Below are 19,338 nucleotides of genomic sequence, written 5' to 3' on the forward strand. Positions count from 1 at the left end.
TTTCTTAATTTTTATGGAACTATTTATGAGAGTTAAGTGTCGTCTGTGTCGGGTGACAGTGTTCCATTGGTAAAAAATTTTATCTACCCCCAATTTGCTACAAAAACGAAAAAAGTGTAACAAATTGTAACTATGTATTTCAAAGTATGTATTTCGGGGAACTTTTGAATCAAATAACAGCCATGCATAAAAAAAGCCAACCTTGCGGTTGGCTTCTTTACTTAAGCTAAATCTGCACAATAAAACAGCACTGCAAAATTTTAACTGAATACTAATTAATCACTAAATTAAAAATCTGCATTTCTTGGTGTGCGTGGGAACGGAATAACTTCACGAACGTTTGCGACACCGGTCACATAAGCAACTAAACGTTCAAAACCTAAACCGAAACCTGAATGAGGTACTGTGCCATAGCGACGTAGGTCGCGATACCACCAGTAGTCTTCTTTATTCATCCCCATTTCTTCTAAACGTTTATCAAACATATCTAAACGCTCTTCACGCTGAGAACCACCAATGATCTCACCAATTCCTGGTGCTAATACATCCATTGCTGCAACTGTTTTACCGTCTTCGTTCATACGCATATAGAATGCTTTGATATCTTTCGGGTAGTTTTTCACAACCACGGGTGCTTTAAAGTGTTTCTCTGCAAGATAACGCTCATGCTCAGAAGAGAGGTCAACACCCCAATAAACTGGGTTTTCAAATTTCTCACCACAGTTTTCAAGCACAGTAACTGCATCGGTATAATCAATTTGAGCAAAATCAGAGGTGATAAAATTCTCTAAGCGTGTGATAGCGTCTTTATCGACACGTTGTGCAAAGAATTCCATATCATCTTTACGCTCTGCTAATACGGCTGCAAAGGTGTATTTCAGCATTTTTTCAGCAAGTGCTGCGATATCGTTAAGATCAGCAAATGCCACTTCAGGCTCAACCATCCAGAATTCAGCAAGGTGACGACTGGTATTTGAGTTTTCAGCACGGAATGTTGGGCCGAAAGTATACACTTTGCTTAATGCAGAGGCATAAGTCTCACCATTTAATTGACCTGATACGGTTAAAAACGCTTCACGGCCAAAAAAGTCTTCACTGAAATCAACTTCGCCTTTATCTGTACGTGGCAGATTGTTCATATCAAGTGTAGAGACACGGAACATTTCACCAGCACCTTCTGTATCAGCCGCTGTAATTAGTGGCGTAGAAACCCAGAAGAAGCCTTGTTCATCGAAGAAACGATGTAGTGCTTGTGCTAATGTGTGGCGAACACGAGCAACTGCACCAATTAAGTTAGTACGAGGACGAAGGTGAGCAACTTCACGCAGGTACTCAATACTATGACGTTTGGCGGCCATCGGATAAGTTTCCGGATCATCGACCATTCCTACCACAACAACATTGGTGGCGTGAATTTCAAAGTTCTGTCCCTGGCCCGGAGATTCAACAATTTTACCGGTGACTTCCACAGAACAACCTGTGGTTAAGTGCAGCACTTCATCTTGATAATTCGGTAAATTATTATTAATGATGGCCTGTACTGGATTAAAGCAGGAACCGTCATAGACGGTAAGAAATGAGATACCAGCTTTTGAATCTCTTCTTGTACGTACCCAACCGCGAACGGTGACGTCTTCGCCAACCGCGATACGGCCTTGCAGTACGTCGACTACAGGCGCAACGATCATAAATAAATCTCTCTTCGTTTAATTAAAATAATTGTTTGGTTAATTCACTCTGCCCCTGTCGGACAGTTTTTCTATGTTACTTGCAATAGCGCAGGAAACAAGTAGGAAATTTTAGTTTAAAGAGTCAATAAAGAAGAGAAAAGCTTTTGTATAAAATAAATTGGCAAAAATAGGAGAAATATTGATAAAAGTAGGAGTTATGACAAAAGAAAGGGTAATTATTACCCTTTCTTTCATTAATGAAGATTTTTAGCTAATTAACAGGCTTGTTTGACAAGTGGAACATCAAAGGCTTTGCGTAGCTTGTCAACAAAATCATCGTCTTCGCAAATCGTTTTACCTGGACTATCTGATAATTTAGCAACTGGCTTACCATTACACTCCACCAGCTTAATGACAATATTAAGTGGTGTTATTTCTGGAATGTTACAGGTGAGCCGAGTACCAATACCAAAGATTAAACGAATACGTTTATGGAAATGTTTATAAAGTACTAATGCCTTTTGAAAATCGAGGCTATCAGAAAAGACTAATACTTTACTCATTGGGTCGATGCCCAGTTTCTCATAATGCGCAATCGCTTTTTCACCCCATTCAATAGGATCACCAGAGTCGTGGCGTAAACCTTGATAACTCTCTGCGAAGGCCTTATCAAAATCACGCAAAAAAGCATCCATCGTAATACAGTCTGTTAATGCAATACCTAATTGATCGGGGTATTCATCTAACCAAGATTGTAAAGCTGCGCGCTGACTATTGGCCAGCTCTGGGCTAATTTGCTGATGTGCCTGAAACCACTCATGAGCTTGTGTACCCACAGGGGCTAATTGCATGCGTTCTGCTAAATGATAGTTACTTGTACCAATAAGATAAGGGAAATGATTTTTCAGCTCATCCACAATGGCGCACTGCACATCATAAGAAAAACGGCGACGAGTACCAAAATCCATCAATTTAAAATCAGCTAAGTCAATCTGCTGCTCAGCGGCATCACGGTAGAAAATATCAATTAATTTACGTAATTGATTAACTGCGTCATCTGGTGTGATTTGAGGTGAACGAGCACGATGTACAATTTCACTCACTAAAGCCAACAAAGGTACTTCCCATAAAATAACTTCACGCCAAGGGCCTGTGATTTTAATGGCAAGTTGGTTTTCAGGTGTGGTTGAAATATGGACTTGTTCTGGTTTAAAACGGAAATGCTTAAACCATTGCAGATAGTCATTTTTGAAAAAAGGGAGACTCTGAAGATAGTCAAATTCTTCATTCGTTAATGACAAGTCTGCCATCATATTAACTTGATGGCGTAAGGTTGTTGCATATTCACCTAGACGTTCATCACTCCGACAACGGAACTCAGCAACGACAGGAATATCACTATAATGATGGTAAACCGCTTGCTGCATGTGGAGCTTGTATGCATCGGTATCCAACAGTGATGTAATAATCGGTGTAGCGTCTAAAATCATAGCGCGTCAAGCATCCTCACGGAGCGTTTTTATGTCTGCTAAATCGTTAAGGTTGGAGAGTATACCCGAATATGGCGACAAAGCGTCACTATTCAACAATATTTCTCTGCAACATAAAAACAAGCTGTAAAACTTAGATGAGTTTACCACGTTAAACATAATTTGGGAGTATATTAGCATCATTTACCAAATAAATTGATTACATGTATTAATAAACTATTAACATTCTGTTGACTTTTAATGTTTTCAATTGAATATTCGACTGGCTAAACAGATTTTTGACGAGTAAGCTTTGGCAATATAACCGTTAAATAGTCGTGTTAACTAAAAGGTTTTTTTCTATGACACAACAAAGAATCGCGAAATTTCGCAAAGATTATCGTGCCCCTGACTACACAATCACCGATTTACATCTTGATTTTATCTTAGATAAAGAAAGCACTCAGGTTACAGCAATCAGTCAATGTAAACGTCTAAACTCAAATGTGACGGTATTAGTATTAGATGGTGAAGATTTAACATTAAAATCAATTTCAGTTAATGATGTTGCTTGGACACACTATAAAGAAGAAAACGGCAAACTCATCATTGAACAATTACCAGAGCAATTTACATTAAAAATTATCAATGAAATTAATCCATCAGCCAATACAGCATTAGAAGGACTGTATGTGTCAGGTGATGCATTGTGTACACAATGCGAAGCTGAAGGTTTTCGCCATATTACTTATTATTTAGATAGACCTGATGTGCTAGCTCGTTACACCACGACAATCACCGCAGATAAAAAACAGTATCCTTATTTATTATCTAATGGTAACCGCATCGCACAAGGTGAACTTGAAGATGGACGTCATTGGGTAACATGGGAAGATCCACATCCAAAACCAAGTTACTTATTTGCGGTTGTTGCAGGTGATTTTGATGTACTACGAGATACTTTTATCACCAAAAGCGGTCGTGAAGTTGCTTTAGAGCTTTTTGTTGATAAAGGTAATTTAGATCGTGCAGATTGGGCAATGACATCATTAAAAAATGCGATGGCATGGGATCAATCTCGCTTTAATTTAGAATACGATCTTGATATCTATATGATAGTTGCTGTTGATTTCTTTAATATGGGTGCAATGGAGAATAAAGGGCTGAATGTCTTTAACTCTAAATATGTACTAGCGAAAAGTGAAACGGCAACTGACAAAGATTACTTAGGCATTGAGTCTGTTATTGGTCATGAATATTTCCATAACTGGACAGGTAACCGCATTACTTGTCGTGATTGGTTCCAACTAAGCCTAAAAGAAGGCTTAACGGTTTTCCGTGACCAAGAATTCAGTTCAGATTTAGGCTCTCGTTCCGTTAATCGTATCAACAATGTACGAGTAATGCGTACTGCTCAGTTCGCAGAAGATGCAAGCCCAATGGCGCATCCAATTCGTCCTGATAGTGTGATCGAGATGAACAACTTCTATACTTTAACAGTATATGAAAAAGGTTCAGAAGTGATCAGAATGATCCATACATTATTAGGTGAAGAGCAATTCCAAGCGGGCATTCAAATGTATATTCATCGTCACGATGGTAGTGCTGCAACCTGTGACGATTTTATTCAAGCGATGGAAGATGCTTCTAATGTTGATCTTACTTTATTCCGTCGTTGGTATAGCCAATCAGGTACACCACAACTGACAGTGCGTGACAGCTATGATGTGAATAAAAAACAATACACCTTAACTGTTGGTCAAATGACACCACCAACAGCTGATCAAGCAGAAAAACAAGTACTACATATTCCATTAGATATTGAATTGTATGATCATAAAGGCAATGTGATCCCTCTGCGTTCACAAGGTCAGGCGATTTCTAATGTATTAAATGTCGTCCGTGAAGAACAACAATTTGTATTTGATGACGTTCCAGAACAGCCAATTCCCTCTTTATTACGTGAGTTCTCTGCACCTGTAAAACTTGATTATCCATTTACGGATGAACAATTGTCCTTTTTAATGAAATATGCTCGTAATGCATTTTCACGTTGGGATGCGGCACAATCATTGTTGGGGCGCTATATAAAAGAAAATGTTACTCGAGTGCAAAAGGGTGAAAACTGCATTCTTCCTGAAATGGTAATTGATGCTTTCCGCGCAGTATTGCTGGATAAAGATATCGATCCTGCATTAGCAGCACTTATTCTGACATTACCAACAGATGTTGAAGCGGGTGAGTCATTTAGCATTATCGATCCAATAGCTATTCATGAGGTACTTGGTTTTATTCGTAAAACACTAGCAACTGAAATGGCAGATGAATTCTCTGCTGTTTACCATTCTATGCATATTGACGCTTATCGTGTTAATCATGAAGATATTGCAAAACGTGATTTACGTAATGTTTGCTTAGGTTATTTAGCGGTTGAAAATGAGCAAACAGGTAACAAACTTGTTGATGCACAATATCACAACAGCGATAACATGACTGATGCTCTTGCGGCGCTTCATGCTGCTGTAATGGCGCAGTTACCTTGTAAAGATGAGCTATTACAAGAGTTCGATGATAAATGGTATCAAGATGGATTAGTGATGGACAAATGGTTTAGCTTGCAAGCCATGAGCCCAGCAAAAGATGTGTTACAAAAAGTACGTAGTTTGTTATCTCATCGCTCATTTACACTAGCAAACCCTAACCGTACTCGTGCATTAATTGGCGCATTTGTAAATAATAACCCAGTCGCTTTCCATGCTGAAGATGGTTCAGGTTACTTACTATTGACAGAAATTCTGACTGACTTAAATAGCCGTAACCCACAGGTTGCTTCACGCCTTATTGAACCTTTTATTCGTTTAAAACGCTATGATGCAACACGCCAAGAAAAAATGCGTGCAGAGTTATTAAAACTGAAAGCACTTGAGAATTTATCTGGTGATCTCTATGAGAAAATTACCAAAGCGTTAGCTGATTAATATCGTGCTTAATATCACTTTATAAGTGAATAAGTAGCGAAAAATTAGCATGATAATCAGATCCCCAGCATAGCCTGGGGATTTTTTATGGCAAATTGTGAAATTAGAGCGTTTACTTTTCATGCTTTTATCTATATTATGCTCGACGCTTAAATCGTCGTAGACATATCATTCCTAATACCCGATATTCTCAATGGAGATCGTATGTATTATTCCTTAGTAAGGAAGGCATTGTTTCGGCTAGATCCTGAACGTGCCCATGATTTTACCTTCCGTCAGTTAAAACGTTTATCTCATTCCCCATTTCAATTTCTTATTCAGCAATCACTTCCTTCAAAACCTGTTTCCTGTATGGGACTCTCATTTAAAAATCCACTTGGTCTTGCAGCTGGTCTTGATAAGAACGGTGATTGTATAGATGCCCTTGGTGCTATGGGATTTGGTTTTATTGAAGTCGGCACAGTGACACCACGCCCTCAAGTGGGAAATGATAAACCGCGTTTGTTTCGGTTAGTGGAAGCTGAAGGGTTAATTAACCGTATGGGATTTAATAATCTCGGTGTTGATAATCTTATTGAAAATGTAAAACAATCTCGTTATGGCGGTGTGCTAGGTATTAATATTGGTAAAAATAAAGATACTCCTGTAGAGCAAGGCAAAGACGATTATCTGATTTGTATGGAAAAAGTTTATGCACATGCTGGTTATATCGCGATTAATATTTCATCCCCAAATACTCCAGGCTTGCGTACACTGCAATATGGCGAAGCATTAGACGATTTGTTATCTGCAATTAAAAATAAACAATTAGAGTTGCAAGGAAAATATCAAAAATATGTTCCTGTTGCCGTCAAAATTGCACCTGATTTAACACATGAAGAATTAATTCAAGTTGCAGATAGCTTAGTGCGTCATCATATTGATGGTGTTATTGCGACAAATACCACATTAGATAAGTCATTAGTCAGTGGATTAGATCATTGTAATGAAGCTGGGGGATTAAGTGGTCGTCCTGTACAATCAAAAAGCACACAAATAATTCGCCAATTAAATGAAGAATTAAAAGGCGCATTACCTATTATTGGTGTAGGTGGAATTGATTCATTAACAGCAGCCAGAGAAAAAATGGATGCCGGTGCTTCTCTTATTCAAGTCTATTCAGGATTCATTTATCAAGGTCCTGCACTTATCAAATCCATAATTAATCACATATAAATACATTTAATAATGAGTTAAGGGCTTTTCTTCTGCCCTTAACTCGTTTATATTGCCCCTAGTTGGTTATTTTTTATTAAATTGCACTGATTGTGCTTAATTAATAGTAAAATGAATCCTGTTTTTGTTAGGCGATATTAAATATTTTATTTATGTCATTTAATTTTGATTATTTGTCAGAGTATAAAACAGGTAATGAATCGAAGGGGGATTAATTAGTGATAATAAAACCCGATGATCGCTGGCGTTGGTATTTTGATGTTGAGCAACAAAGATTAATGCTTGATTTAGCCAATGGCATGGTTTTTCGTTCTCGCTTTCCAAGCAAAATGCTAAGTGAGAGTGCTTGCCAATCAGCATCTTTTACCGTCGATGACGCAGCTCTTTATTATGGATACGATGAGCAGATCCGCCAGATTGATATGCCGTCAGAATCAAGAGCTGAATTAGCTTTAAATGCATTAATAGCCCATCGCTTTTTAAAACCGCTGATGCCTAAGAGTTGGTATTTTGAAGTTAACAATAATCCAGCCAACCCTTATTTATCGCAAGTGGTAGGGGCTTCATTAAAAGATGGTAATGAAACAGCCCTTTTTTTAGTGGCAGAAGTAGGTACTCAAGCTTGTTTATGCTTATTAGCGCAACCTCAATTAACGTTATTCGATAGAACACTTAATTTTTGTGACCCAATAAAAATTATGAATGACAGGTTAAGCAATTACCATAAAGAATCGGAGTCAGGATCATTTTTGTACGAAAAAGTTATTTAACAAAAAGAGTAAAAAGGACTTACTCTTTTTATTATTACTCATTAATTTAACATCCCAAAAAAAATTTACCTTAAACAACACTTCCTAAAACCAAATCTCTATTATTCTTTTCTTACAATACACTTCTAGAAACAAATAAAGTGAGTTCATTGATAATTTATCACTCAGGTCTTAATAAGATAATTCTTATTAAATAAACTGTTTTATTTAAAATAAAAAAGAAGATAAGGACAAATTACCTTCTTTTAATTTGTGATAAAGATAAGTGTTATTTTTTGTTAAATGAAAGTTTTACATTACTTTTAGGTATGCAACTGCACGCTAAAATTTTACCTGCACGTTTAATGGCTCCTGCTTTTAATGCGTTAACATCACCTTCATCTAATTGAATTAGACAAGAGCCACAAAGACCAGCTCGACAACTATAAGGAATGGTATAGCCATTATTCTCAAGTTGCTCTAATAGCACTTCTTGATTATTGCCTTCAAAAACTTCACCATTAAATTCAATGCTGACAGTCTGTTTTTGTGTGTTTTCAACAATAGGTGTTAATTGTGTTTCAATAGGAGCTGTTACAAGATACGGTTTTGCTTTTTTATAAGCTAATACCTCAACAGTATCTCCCACACGAATAATGCCAGTTTGGCGAATGATGACATTTTGACCAAAATCGACATCACCTGTTTCATCACTACGGAATGTTTGCAGTGTTGCAAGTGGTTCTGTGTTAGGATGTTTAACGCCTTTATCAATGCTAATTGTAGTCATAATGCAACGGCTACAAGGTTTCATCAGATCCATCACAACAGAACCAACACGAATAGTCTGCCAAGTATCTTCTTCAAAAGGCTTTGCACCTGTTATGAGGATATTACCTCGAAATTGCTCAATATTAATTGAAGCGGGGCAACGTTGTTGTAAGTATTGAAATGAGGCTTCATTAATTAATAAGTAAGGGTAACCATCAGCGAAAGAAACAGAGGTTTCCGGATTTTTCTTCACTCGGCGCGTCGATTTTTCGCCAGTCCAACGAAGTTGAACATCCATATTTAAATAACGACTGAACCACTGATTTATTTCATCTGGAGCCACATACGCGGTAAAATGGTTGCCCCAAACTTCTGTCGGTTGCAATGTGGTCTCAAAATCTTGATAAGTGATAGCAATACCCTCACCATCAGGTGCTTGAATATAAATACCATTTGCCATGACAGTGGGAATAAAACACAGCAAAACGGGAAATTTTCGTGCCGTGATAAAAGTCCCTTCAGGGGTAGTTATCATAAAATCGCGATCAAACGTGAATCCGCTCTCACGAGCAAATGCATGAGAAAGGCGAATTCCCTTCATTGATTTAACTGGGTGTATATAAAGGCGTGAAACGTTGATCATCGGTGCTCCCAAAAGACATTATTATTTTTTATAGCCAGTAACTTTATGACAACGTAATACAATTAGCTATAATGCCCAACAATTTTATTTTAGGTGGTAACAATACTATGCGCTCTCTGTTTGCCAGCACAGGCCGAGGTCTGGAAGAACTATTAAAATCTGAACTTGAACACCTTGGTGCTCAGGCTTGCCAGATAACCCAAGGCGGTGTTTATTTTCGTGCAGATGATAAAACCATGTATCAGTCTTTGCTTTGGAGTCGTTTAGCGTCACGTATTATGCTGCCGTTAAATGAATTCAATGTGTATAGTGATCTAGACTTATATCTTGGTGTGCAGGCAATTGATTGGAGTGAGATTTTTACTGTTAATCAGACCTTTGCTATCCATTTTAATGGTACTAATGACATTATTCGTAATAGCCAATATGGTGCATTAAAAGCAAAAGATGCCATCGTTGATTCATTTCAACGCAAAATAGGGCAACGTCCTGATGTAGCTAAACAATCTCCTGATATCCGCTTAACGATCCATCTTCATAAAGAAAAAGCATCACTCTCTTTAGACTTAAGTGGTGATGGCTTACATCAACGAGGTTATCGTGATTTAACTGGGCAAGCACCTTTAAAAGAAAATTTAGCGGCTGCGATCATTATGCGTTCTGGTTGGAAAACCGATACACCATTAATTGATCCAATGTGTGGCTCAGGAACATTATTAATTGAAGCTGCTATGATGGCGACAGACTGCGCTCCAGCATTAAATCGAGTTCATTGGGGCTTTCGTCATTGGTTAGGCCATGATGAAGCATTATGGAAAGAAGTCACTCATGAGGCTTTTGCTCGTTTTCGTGAAGGTAAAAAGAATACCACTGCTCGTTTTTATGGTTTTGATGTTGATAAACGTGTGTTGGATATGGCAAGAGCTAATGCGCGTAGAGCTGATGTTGCTGATTTAATTACTTTTGCTCATGGTGATGCGGCAAAACTGACTAATCCTGTGTCAGCAGAAATAAAAGGAACAATTATCAGTAACCCGCCTTATGGTGAGCGTTTAGAAAGTGAGCCAGCACTAATTGCACTGCATAGTCAATTAGGAAGAGCTATAAAGGCACACTTCCCAGGTTGGCGATTATCATTATTTAGTGCATCACCTGAGTTATTGAGTTGTATTCAATTACGTGCAGAACGCGAGTTCAAAGCAAAAAATGGCCCTCTTGATTGCGTACAGAAAAACTATTTACTTTCTGATACCCCATCAACAATTAACACTGGGCTTGCTGAAGATTTTGCAAACCGTTTGCGTAAAAATGAGAAAAAACTCGCGAAATGGGCAAAACAACAGCAAATTGAATGCTATCGCTTATACGATGCTGATTTACCTGAATATAATGTTGCCGTAGACCGTTATGGCGAAAAAGTCGTTATTCAAGAATATGCACCACCTAAAACTATTAATGAACATAAAGCTCGCCAACGTTTGTTTGATGTTATTAGCGCTACGATGGAAGTATTAGCATTACGTTCTGATCAACTGATTTTAAAAACCCGTCAACGCCAAAAAGGTAAATTACAGTATGAAAAAATGGCAGAGAAGGGTGATTTCTTTTTAGTTAATGAATTTGGTGCAAAATTTTGGGTAAATCTTACGGATTACCTCGATACAGGGCTGTTTTTAGATCACCGTATTGCACGAAAAATGCTGGGTGAAATGAGCAAAGGAAAAGATTTCTTAAACCTCTTTGCTTATACCGGTACTGCATCTGTACATGCTGGGATTGGTGGTGCAAAAAGTACGACGACAGTCGATATGTCACGCACTTATCTTGAATGGGCGGAGAAAAACTTCCAAGCAAATGGCCTATCAGGTAGACAACATCGTTTAATGCAGGCTGACTGTTTACAATGGTTAATGCAAAGTAATGAACAATTTGATGTGATTTTTATCGATCCACCTACGTTTTCTAACTCAAAGCGTATGGAAAATACCTTTGATGTTCAACGTGATCATATTGAATTGATGAAACATCTAAAACGTTTGTTGAGAAAAGGTGGCACGATCATGTTCTCAAATAACAAACGTGGGTTCAAAATGGAACATGAAGAGTTAGCAAAAATAGGATTATCCGCAAAAGAGATAACACAGAAAACATTATCGCAAGACTTTGCGCGTAACCGCCAAATCCACAATTGCTGGCTGTTAACTCATGCTGGTGAGGAATAATTTACAATGCCGTTAATTAGTTTGACAGGGGCTTATTTATCTTTCAGTGATGCTCCTCTATTAGATAGCACCGATTTATTTATTGAAGAAAATGAACGCGTTTGTTTAGTTGGTCGTAATGGTGCCGGAAAATCAACACTATTAAGAGTGTTATCAAAAGAACAACCTTTAGATGATGGTCAAGTTGTTTATGAGCAAGATCTTGTGACTGCTCGCTTACAGCAAGATCCTCCAAGAGATATTGAAGGCACTATCTTTGATTTTGTTGCTGAAGGTGTTGAAGAGGATGCTAAATATCTAACGGATTATCATCATATTTCTAAATTGATTGAAACAGATCCTTCTGATAAAAATCTCAATAAAATGGCAGAGCTGCAAGAAGTGCTCGATAGTCGTAACTTATGGTTACTTGATAGCCGAATTGCAGAAGTGCTAGAGAAACTTGGTTTAGATGGTGAAGCTGAGCTTTCTTCTTTATCAGGTGGTTGGTTGAGAAAAGCGGCATTAGGGCGTGCATTAGTTAGCGCACCAAGAGTGTTATTTTTAGATGAACCAACAAACCACCTTGATATTGAAACGATCCTTTGGCTTGAGAAATTTTTAAAAGATTTCCAAGGAAGCATCGTATTTATTTCCCATGACCGTTCCTTTATTCGAAATATGGCAACCCGTATTATCGATCTTGATCGAGGCAAACTTTCTTCATGGCCGGGAAATTACGATAAATATCTTGAGAGCAAAGAAGAAGCATTACGTGTTGAAGAGCAACAAAATGCAGAATTTGATCGCAAATTAGCGCAAGAAGAAGCGTGGATACGACAAGGGATTAAAGCACGACGTACTCGTAACGAAGGTCGTGTACGTGCTCTAAAAGCATTGCGTGTTGAACGTAGTGAACGCCGTGATGTGTTAGGCAGTGCGCGTATGCAAGTCGAAGAAGCAACTCGTTCTGGTAAAATCGTATTCGAGTTAGAAGATGTTAATTATAGTATTGGAACCCGCAAGTTAGTTCGCGATTTTTCTGCCAAAGTACAACGTGGCGATAAAATTGCGCTGGTGGGACCAAATGGTTGCGGTAAAACTACATTGTTAAAACTGATGTTAGGTGATTTAAAAGCTGACAGTGGTCGAGTGCATTGTGGTACTAAACTTGAAGTGGCTTATTTCGATCAACATCGTGCCACTCTTGATCCAGATAAAACTGTGATGGATAACCTTGCTGAAGGTAAGCAAGAAGTAATGGTCAATGGCCGCCCTCGTCATGTATTAGGTTATTTACAAGACTTTTTATTTCCACCTAAGCGTGCAATGACACCGGTTCGGGCACTTTCAGGTGGTGAAAGAAATCGTTTATTACTGGCTCGTTTGTTTTTAAAACCAAGCAATCTACTTATTCTCGATGAACCAACCAATGATCTTGATGTTGAAACATTAGAGTTATTAGAAGAACTCGTGGATGCGTATCAAGGCACTGTTTTACTGGTTAGCCATGACCGTGAATTCGTTGATAATAGTGTCACGGAATGTTGGATCTTTGAAGGTGATGGCGTTATTAATAGTTATGTAGGTGGTTATTACGATGCTCAGCAACAAAGAGCACAAACAGTTTCACTGAGAAGTGAACAAAATAAATCACGTAATGCACCAGAAAAAGCTGAAAAAGAAGCTAAAACTAAAGATAGCGCTAAAAAGAACACCCGTAGTGGCAATAAGTTAAGTTATCATTTAGCGCGTGAACTTGAACAATTGCCCGCTAAACTAGAAAATTTAGAAACACAGTTAAGTGCCTTACAAGAAGAAGTAAGTGCCCCAGACTTCTTTACTCGTCCCCATGAGGAAACTGAAAAAGTCTTGAAAACACTTGCGGATAAAGAACAAGAGCTTGAAACCGCTTTTGATCGATGGCAAGAGTTAGAACTGATGCAAAGCGGTGAATAAATCGCCAGCCGAAAACGGGGCATTTGCCCCGTTTCACTTTCTGGATTAAATATTCTTTTATTGATCATTAAAAAATAAGAGGTGTCACTGTGTGTTCTGGTCAACAACATCGTCATGAACATAAGCATGAGCAAATATTATGTCCTCAGTGCGATCTGGTGGTCAGTGTTCCTGAATTAGTGCAAGGAACCAAAGCAACATGTCCTCGTTGTCACACAGTGCTAACGGCACGTTGGCGCCAGCCTTTTTATCAACCTGTAGCATTGGCAATCAGTGCATTATTTATGTTACTGATGGCGAGTCAGTTTACGTTTGTCAGTATGGAAGTTGCAGGTATTGCTAATAACGTAACATTGATGCAGATCCCAAGAGTGATGTTTAGTGAAAACTACATTGAATTGGGGGCTTTTTTCTTACTATTTGTTCAAATTGTGCCTGCTTTTTGTATGGTGGCAATTTTATTACTGTGTACCCCAATCAAACTGCCTAGAAAATTACAAATCTGGTTATCTCGTATTTTATTCCAACTTAAATCATGGTGTATGGCTGAAATTTTTCTCGCGGGAATTTTAGTTAGTTTTGTAAAATTAATGGCTTATGGTGATATTGGTTTAGGGTTAAGCTTTTTACCTTATGTTTTATATTGTTTATTTCAAATCCGCGCCTTTCAGTGCCTTGATAGACATACACTATGGGAAAAACTAGAGCCACGCCCTGATTATCCTAGTATTAAATCAGGTAAATCAGGATTAAAACAAGGCGTAAGATTATGTCGCTCATGTACGGCAATCTTACCAGTAGATCAATACGAATGTAGTCGTTGTGAAGTTAAAGGACATGCAAGAAGACCGAAAAGCTTGCAATGGACAGTCTCACTGTTGATTACATCACTTATTCTTTATATCCCTGCAAATTTATTGCCTATTATGGTGACCGAATCGCTAGGTAATAATCTTTACTCTACGATTATGGCTGGGGTGATTTTGTTATGGGAAGATGGCTCTTATCCTGTTGCGATGGTGATATTTATTGCCAGTATTATGGTGCCAAGTTTGAAAATGATAGCAATAGCTTGGCTATGTTGGGATGCACACAAATCCAATGGTAAAAGAGATCCTGCTAGAATGCATTTTCTCTATGAAGTTGTTGAATATGTAGGGCGTTGGTCAATGATTGACGTCTTTGTTATCGCTGTTTTAGCTTCATTAGTCAGAATGGGACGTCTGATGAGCATCTATCCAGATTTTGGTGTAGTGCTATTTGCAGTAGTTGTCGTATTAACGATGTTCTCTGCAATGATGTTTGATCCTCGGTTGACGTGGGATAAATGTACAGCCGATGATGATAAACCGATGATTAAGGAGCCTAAGGGTGACTGAACAGAATGAAACTGCTTTAACAGAAGCAAAAATTAACAAACTAAAAAGCTGGTCTCCAGTTTGGATCATACCGCTTGTCACCTTATTGATTGGTGCATGGATACTTTATTATCATTTCAGCCATCAAGGTCCAGAAGTTACCTTAATTACTTATAATGCTGAGGGCATTGAAGCGGGTAAAACAAAAATCAAAAGTCGTAGTGTTGATATTGGTTTAGTCGAAAGTGTTACACTCGATAGCAATTTTAGTCGTGTTATTATTAATGCGCGCCTAGATACAGGTATGAATGAGCTATTACGGTCAGATACCGCTTTTTGGGTTGTAAGACCCCAAATAGGTAAAGAAGGGGTGACCGGATTAGGTACCTTGCTTTCTGGTGCCTATATTGAATTACAACCAGGTTTAACTGGTAAAGAGAAAGGTGAATTTAATCTTCTTGATGCACCTCCTCTTGCTTCACCTGATGCAAAAGGTATTCGCATAAACTTGGTGAGTGAAAGAGCTGGGCAGTTAAATGCGGGAGATCCTGTTTTATTCAGAGGTTATCAAGTTGGCTCTGTAGAAACCAGTGAATTTAATATTGATAGCCGAGACATGCATTATCAACTCTTCATTAAAGCGCCTTACGACAAAATGGTGACATCCAATGTTCGTTTCTGGAAAGATTCAGGAATTGCTTTTGATATGTCTTCATCGGGTGTGCGTGTTGAAATGGCATCACTTTCTACACTCTTTAGTGGTGGCGTGAGTTTTGATGTGCCGGCTGGTTGGTTGCCTGGTGAACAAATCGCACCTAAAACAGAATTCAAACTCTACGATAATGAAAAGAGTATTCAAAACTCCTTATATACAGATTATCGCAGTTACATCATGTTTTTCTCTGATTCAGTAAGAGGGTTACAAGCTGGAGCACCGGTTGAATTCCGAGGAATTCGAATGGGGACTGTTGTGCAAGTGCCTTATTACACGAAAGGAATGCAACAATCGCTTGATAAAGATTTTCGTATTCCAGTGCTTATCCATGTTGAACCAGAACGTTTTGCCAATGATGTTGGTGAAAGTTTTGATTTCGTTAAAGAGATCTCTTCAGCTTCTAATAATGGTCTAAGAGCTTCATTAAAATCAGGAAATCTTTTAACGGGTGCTCTGTATATTGACCTTGATTTCTATCCAGACGAAACAAAATGGGAAGGACCTCAAGAGGTCGCTGGTTTTCAACAAATTCCTACTGTTAGCTCAGGTTTAGCGCAAATTCAGCAAAAAGTGATGACATCGCTTGATAAGATCAACAATCTTCCGGTTGAACCGATGCTTAAAGAGATGACAGCAACTTTATCTGAAAGCCAAAAAGCAGTAACTGAGGCAAAAGAAACACTGAAAGCATTAAATGCCATGATTGGCAGTGATGAATTTAGAAATCTTCCTAATGATATTCAACAGTCATTGAAAGAGATCAATCGTAGTATGCAAGGGTTCCAACCAGGCTCTCCGGCATACGGAAAAATGATCGATAATATGCAGCAGCTTGATCAGGTTTTAAGAGAAATGCAGCCTTTATTGAAAACATTAAACAATAAAAGTAATGCATTAATTTTTGAGGCAAAGGAAGGTAAAGATCCAGAACCAAAGAGGGCTGAAAAATAATGAGATATATCATTGGAATATTTGTTTTGATGCTAACGGCATGTTCAAGCCAAACTGAGAAAACCTATTACCAGTTACCTGATATTTACCAAACAGGGGTATCAACTCAAGTCACGACAACACAGTCAGCGAAAAGGCCTCAAATTTGGGTTCAGCCGATCCGTTTGTCCAATATGCTGGTTAATGCTGGTATTGTTTATCAAACAACAGATATTAACTATACCGTAGCAAATCAGCATTTATGGATAAACCCACTTGATCAGCAATTACAACAGAACCTCATTTCAGGTTTAACAAAAGCACTACCAGGAACTGTTGTTGCGAACCAACCGATTGAAGATAATTTGGCAAAATTAACAGTTACAGTTAATTACTTTCAAGGTCGTTATGATGGGAAAGTGATCATTTCTGGTGATTGGATTTATACTGAAAATAATAAAGTGATTAGTCAGCCATTCTCTCTTGTGTTGACACAAACAGAAGATGGTTATCCTGCTTTAGTCCGTACATTAGGGCAAGGCTGGGAGCAGGTTGTTTCTGATATTGCGGCAACAATTCAAACTCAATATTAACTGGCTTAGCATACATTTATTTAAACCCAATATTCTCTTAAATTGCATTTAAGTTGAATATTGGGTTTTGTTTATAAAAAAGGAACAATATGTTAGAAATGCTTAAAAAGAAATATCCCTCTGCAATCAGCTGGTCATTTGGTGATAATGCTCAGTTAGTGGATGAACTTGCAGTACTGGTGGCAGAAGGAAAAAAAACGGCAACGTGTAGTTCATTAAGCGGTTTTTTTAGTGACAGTACTATTCCTGTTATTGGTGGTTTTAGCATTATTTTAAATAGTCAAAATGAGCCAGTTTGCGTTATTCGCACACGTTCTTTGCAGTTAATCCGTTTTAATGAAGTCACAGAAGAACAAGCTAAGAAAGAAGGGGAAGGGGATTTAAGTTTGGCATATTGGCAAGACGGACATAAAACTTTTTTTACTCTAGAAGGCCATTTCTCAGAAGATATGGAGTTGGTATTTGAAGAGTTTGAATTAATAGAAGTATGTAAGAGGTATTAATAACTTATTTTACTTTCTAAGATGGCTAATTCCTTAATAACAATAAGGTAATTCTAATAGGCTTTTCTATAAATAAATAAAAAAAGAGCAAAAAGTTATATCGTCTAATAATAGCTTATATTGACATTACTTTAAAAATAAAGATTATTTTTGTTTATTTAATTTGTTGATTATCTAAGATAAAAACAGATCTTATTATCTGAAATATTTTTAAATTTATTCATATCAATAGGTTAAATCAGTCTCCATTTTAAATCTTAAATTTAACCCTACAAATATTAATTAAATAAAGTTAATGATAACAAGTGTTATTAAAATTAAATTTAGCTCGGCTTCACAAATATGACATTTGTATTAACTTCTTTACTTGCTTAAATGCTCAATAAAGCGTATCAATTTATAGTGGTTGTTGAAAAAACAATCATTATCTTTCCGCTTAAACTTAGAACGTGAGGGTTGTCTAGACATGAAAAGACAGAAACGAGATCGTTTAGCAAGAGCATTATCGAAAGGTTATCAAGCTGGTATGCAAGGCCGTTCAAAAGAGCTTTGTCCTTATTTCGCGATTGATGCGCGTTCACATTGGCTGGGAGGTTGGCGACAGGCCATGGAAGATCGCCCGAGTCTGGTAAAATAAATAACCCGTCGTAGTAAAATAAACAATGGTGATATTAAATATAATCACTAAATTTTGCCGACGAACAGAATAAGGGTTATTTATATATTTCTGTGCTCACATTGAACACAGGACAATTTGAGTATAAATAACAAACAGTAGTTATAAATTGAATATAAAAAGGCTTGCATATTTTGCGAGCCTTTTTACATCATACTGGCATTGTTTTTATATTCAGCTGTACTTATTTTCTTACGTAAACGAAACCCATAAATGGTGAAAAAATATATTGATAAAAACTAAAATGAATATGATCTGTTTTTTATAAAGAAAATAAATACATTATTAGTACAGATAAAAAAATACCGTGTACTGTATATTACACGGTATTTCTATAATAATTTTTTGGAATTACCGATCTTAGAATGCAGTCGTATCTTTAAATAAGCCAACTTTTAAATCTTTTGCTTCATAAATCAGCTTACCATCAACATACACTTCACCGTCGGCGATACCCATAATTAGTCTACGATTGATAACACGTTTGAAATCAATTTTATAGGTAACTTTTTTTGCAGTTGGTAATATTTGTCCAGTGAATTTAACTTCACCTACACCAAGAGCACGACCTTTTCCTTCACCGCCAAGCCAGCCAAGATAAAAGCCAACAAGTTGCCACATGGCATCAAGGCCTAAGCAACCCGGCATCACAGGATCATTGACGAAATGGCAATCAAAGAACCATAAGTCGGGCTTGATATCGAATTCTGCTTCGATAAAGCCTTTATTATGGGAGCCGCCATCTTCAGTCATTTTAATGATGCGATCCATCATTAGCATATTACCAGACGGCAGTGGTGGGCCATCTTGGCCAAATAATTCACCACGGCCTGAAGCAATGAGGTCTTCTTTAGAATAAGATTCGCGTTTATCAACCATTGTCTATATAGCCTTTATCAAGTGTAAGA

14 protein-coding genes are annotated in these 19,338 nt (G+C 37.6%); 10 read left to right on the top strand and 4 right to left on the bottom strand.

All coding sequences use genetic code 11. The annotated features are described in order from the left end of the window. Positions 1 to 287: 287 nt before the first annotated feature. Entirely contained in the window at positions 288 to 1,688 is a 1,401-nt protein-coding gene (asnS, locus tag ABN256_RS09710) for an asparagine--tRNA ligase (RefSeq protein ID WP_072069658.1), read from the bottom strand. A gap of 257 nt (positions 1,689 to 1,945) precedes the next feature. Beyond that, positions 1,946 to 3,160 (bottom strand): nicotinate phosphoribosyltransferase, encoded by a 1,215-nt coding sequence (pncB, locus tag ABN256_RS09715; protein WP_115350973.1) that lies wholly within the window; start codon positions 3,158 to 3,160, stop codon positions 1,946 to 1,948. 341 nt (positions 3,161 to 3,501) lie between these two features. Here pncB and pepN point away from each other — a divergent pair, with 341 nt between their 5' ends. From pepN to ABN256_RS09730, 3 genes are all read left to right on the top strand, one after another. Further along, positions 3,502 to 6,117, top strand: a complete 2,616-nt coding sequence (gene pepN / locus ABN256_RS09720) for an aminopeptidase N (RefSeq protein ID WP_349439424.1) — start codon at positions 3,502 to 3,504, stop codon at positions 6,115 to 6,117. 204 nt (positions 6,118 to 6,321) lie between these two features. Then, positions 6,322 to 7,332, top strand: coding sequence for a quinone-dependent dihydroorotate dehydrogenase (pyrD, locus tag ABN256_RS09725; RefSeq protein WP_036912193.1), 1,011 nt, complete (start codon positions 6,322 to 6,324; stop codon positions 7,330 to 7,332). A 218-nt stretch (positions 7,333 to 7,550) separates the two neighbouring features. Beyond that, complete coding sequence (locus ABN256_RS09730; protein WP_340895846.1) at positions 7,551 to 8,102, top strand: cell division protein ZapC; 552 nt, start codon at positions 7,551 to 7,553, stop codon at positions 8,100 to 8,102. A gap of 268 nt (positions 8,103 to 8,370) precedes the next feature. Here the strand turns inward: ABN256_RS09730 and ABN256_RS09735 are convergent, their stop codons facing one another. Continuing rightward, a complete protein-coding gene (locus ABN256_RS09735) occupies positions 8,371 to 9,495 on the bottom strand; it encodes a YcbX family protein (RefSeq protein WP_349439425.1) in 1,125 nt (374 codons plus the stop codon). Between the two features lie 107 nt (positions 9,496 to 9,602). On the opposite strand from ABN256_RS09735, the gene rlmKL reads away from it, so the two are divergent. The 7 genes from rlmKL to rmf all read left to right on the top strand — a co-directional run bounded on the left by rlmKL (position 9,603) and on the right by rmf (position 18,391). Further along, positions 9,603 to 11,717: a bifunctional 23S rRNA (guanine(2069)-N(7))-methyltransferase RlmK/23S rRNA (guanine(2445)-N(2))-methyltransferase RlmL gene (rlmKL, locus tag ABN256_RS09740; RefSeq protein ID WP_196553329.1), complete on the top strand. Its 2,115-nt coding sequence runs from the start codon at positions 9,603 to 9,605 to the stop codon at positions 11,715 to 11,717. A 6-nt stretch (positions 11,718 to 11,723) separates the two neighbouring features. Then, positions 11,724 to 13,655, top strand: a complete 1,932-nt coding sequence (locus ABN256_RS09745) for an ABC transporter ATP-binding protein (RefSeq protein ID WP_196553328.1) — start codon at positions 11,724 to 11,726, stop codon at positions 13,653 to 13,655. Between the two features lie 89 nt (positions 13,656 to 13,744). Beyond that, complete coding sequence (gene pqiA, locus ABN256_RS09750) at positions 13,745 to 15,034, top strand: membrane integrity-associated transporter subunit PqiA (RefSeq protein WP_349439426.1); 1,290 nt, start codon at positions 13,745 to 13,747, stop codon at positions 15,032 to 15,034. Continuing rightward, positions 15,027 to 16,679, top strand: a complete 1,653-nt coding sequence (pqiB, locus tag ABN256_RS09755; protein WP_196553326.1) for an intermembrane transport protein PqiB — start codon at positions 15,027 to 15,029, stop codon at positions 16,677 to 16,679. The genes pqiA and pqiB overlap by 8 nt, the downstream gene beginning before the upstream one ends. Next, positions 16,679 to 17,251, top strand: coding sequence for a membrane integrity-associated transporter subunit PqiC (pqiC, locus tag ABN256_RS09760; protein WP_340895860.1), 573 nt, complete (start codon positions 16,679 to 16,681; stop codon positions 17,249 to 17,251). The genes pqiB and pqiC overlap by 1 nt, the downstream gene beginning before the upstream one ends. Before the next feature lie 89 nt (positions 17,252 to 17,340). Beyond that, a complete protein-coding gene (locus tag ABN256_RS09765) occupies positions 17,341 to 17,754 on the top strand; it encodes an ASCH domain-containing protein (protein WP_340895863.1) in 414 nt (137 codons plus the stop codon). A gap of 466 nt (positions 17,755 to 18,220) precedes the next feature. Beyond that, positions 18,221 to 18,391, top strand: coding sequence for a ribosome modulation factor (gene rmf, locus ABN256_RS09770; protein WP_023581348.1), 171 nt, complete (start codon positions 18,221 to 18,223; stop codon positions 18,389 to 18,391). Between the two features lie 399 nt (positions 18,392 to 18,790). On the opposite strand, the gene fabA is transcribed toward rmf, so the two are convergent. Beyond that, positions 18,791 to 19,309 carry a bifunctional 3-hydroxydecanoyl-ACP dehydratase/trans-2-decenoyl-ACP isomerase gene (gene fabA, locus ABN256_RS09775; protein WP_072069647.1) on the bottom strand — a complete coding sequence of 173 codons (519 nt, stop codon included), beginning with the start codon at positions 19,307 to 19,309 and terminating at the stop codon, positions 18,791 to 18,793. Positions 19,310 to 19,338 lie beyond the last annotated feature (29 nt).

This window comes from Proteus sp. fly-1008, assembly GCF_040140305.1.
Taxonomy (GTDB): domain Bacteria; phylum Pseudomonadota; class Gammaproteobacteria; order Enterobacterales; family Enterobacteriaceae; genus Proteus; species Proteus vulgaris_B.

Excerpts from the sequence above, each read along its gene's own strand:
- asnS (WP_072069658.1), bottom strand. The coding sequence starts at position 1,688 with ATGATCGTTGCGCCTGTAGTCGACGTACTGCAAGGCCGTATCGCGGTT.
- pncB (WP_115350973.1), bottom strand. The coding sequence starts at position 3,160 with ATGATTTTAGACGCTACACCGATTATTACATCACTGTTGGATACCGAT.
- pepN (WP_349439424.1), top strand. The coding sequence starts at position 3,502 with ATGACACAACAAAGAATCGCGAAATTTCGCAAAGATTATCGTGCCCCT.
- pyrD (WP_036912193.1), top strand. The coding sequence starts at position 6,322 with ATGTATTATTCCTTAGTAAGGAAGGCATTGTTTCGGCTAGATCCTGAA.
- ABN256_RS09735 (WP_349439425.1), bottom strand. The coding sequence starts at position 9,495 with ATGATCAACGTTTCACGCCTTTATATACACCCAGTTAAATCAATGAAG.
- rlmKL (WP_196553329.1), top strand. The coding sequence starts at position 9,603 with ATGCGCTCTCTGTTTGCCAGCACAGGCCGAGGTCTGGAAGAACTATTA.
- ABN256_RS09745 (WP_196553328.1), top strand. The coding sequence starts at position 11,724 with ATGCCGTTAATTAGTTTGACAGGGGCTTATTTATCTTTCAGTGATGCT.
- pqiC (WP_340895860.1), top strand. The coding sequence starts at position 16,679 with ATGAGATATATCATTGGAATATTTGTTTTGATGCTAACGGCATGTTCA.
- ABN256_RS09765 (WP_340895863.1), top strand. The coding sequence starts at position 17,341 with ATGTTAGAAATGCTTAAAAAGAAATATCCCTCTGCAATCAGCTGGTCA.
- rmf (WP_023581348.1), top strand. The coding sequence starts at position 18,221 with ATGAAAAGACAGAAACGAGATCGTTTAGCAAGAGCATTATCGAAAGGT.
- fabA (WP_072069647.1), bottom strand. The coding sequence starts at position 19,309 with ATGGTTGATAAACGCGAATCTTATTCTAAAGAAGACCTCATTGCTTCA.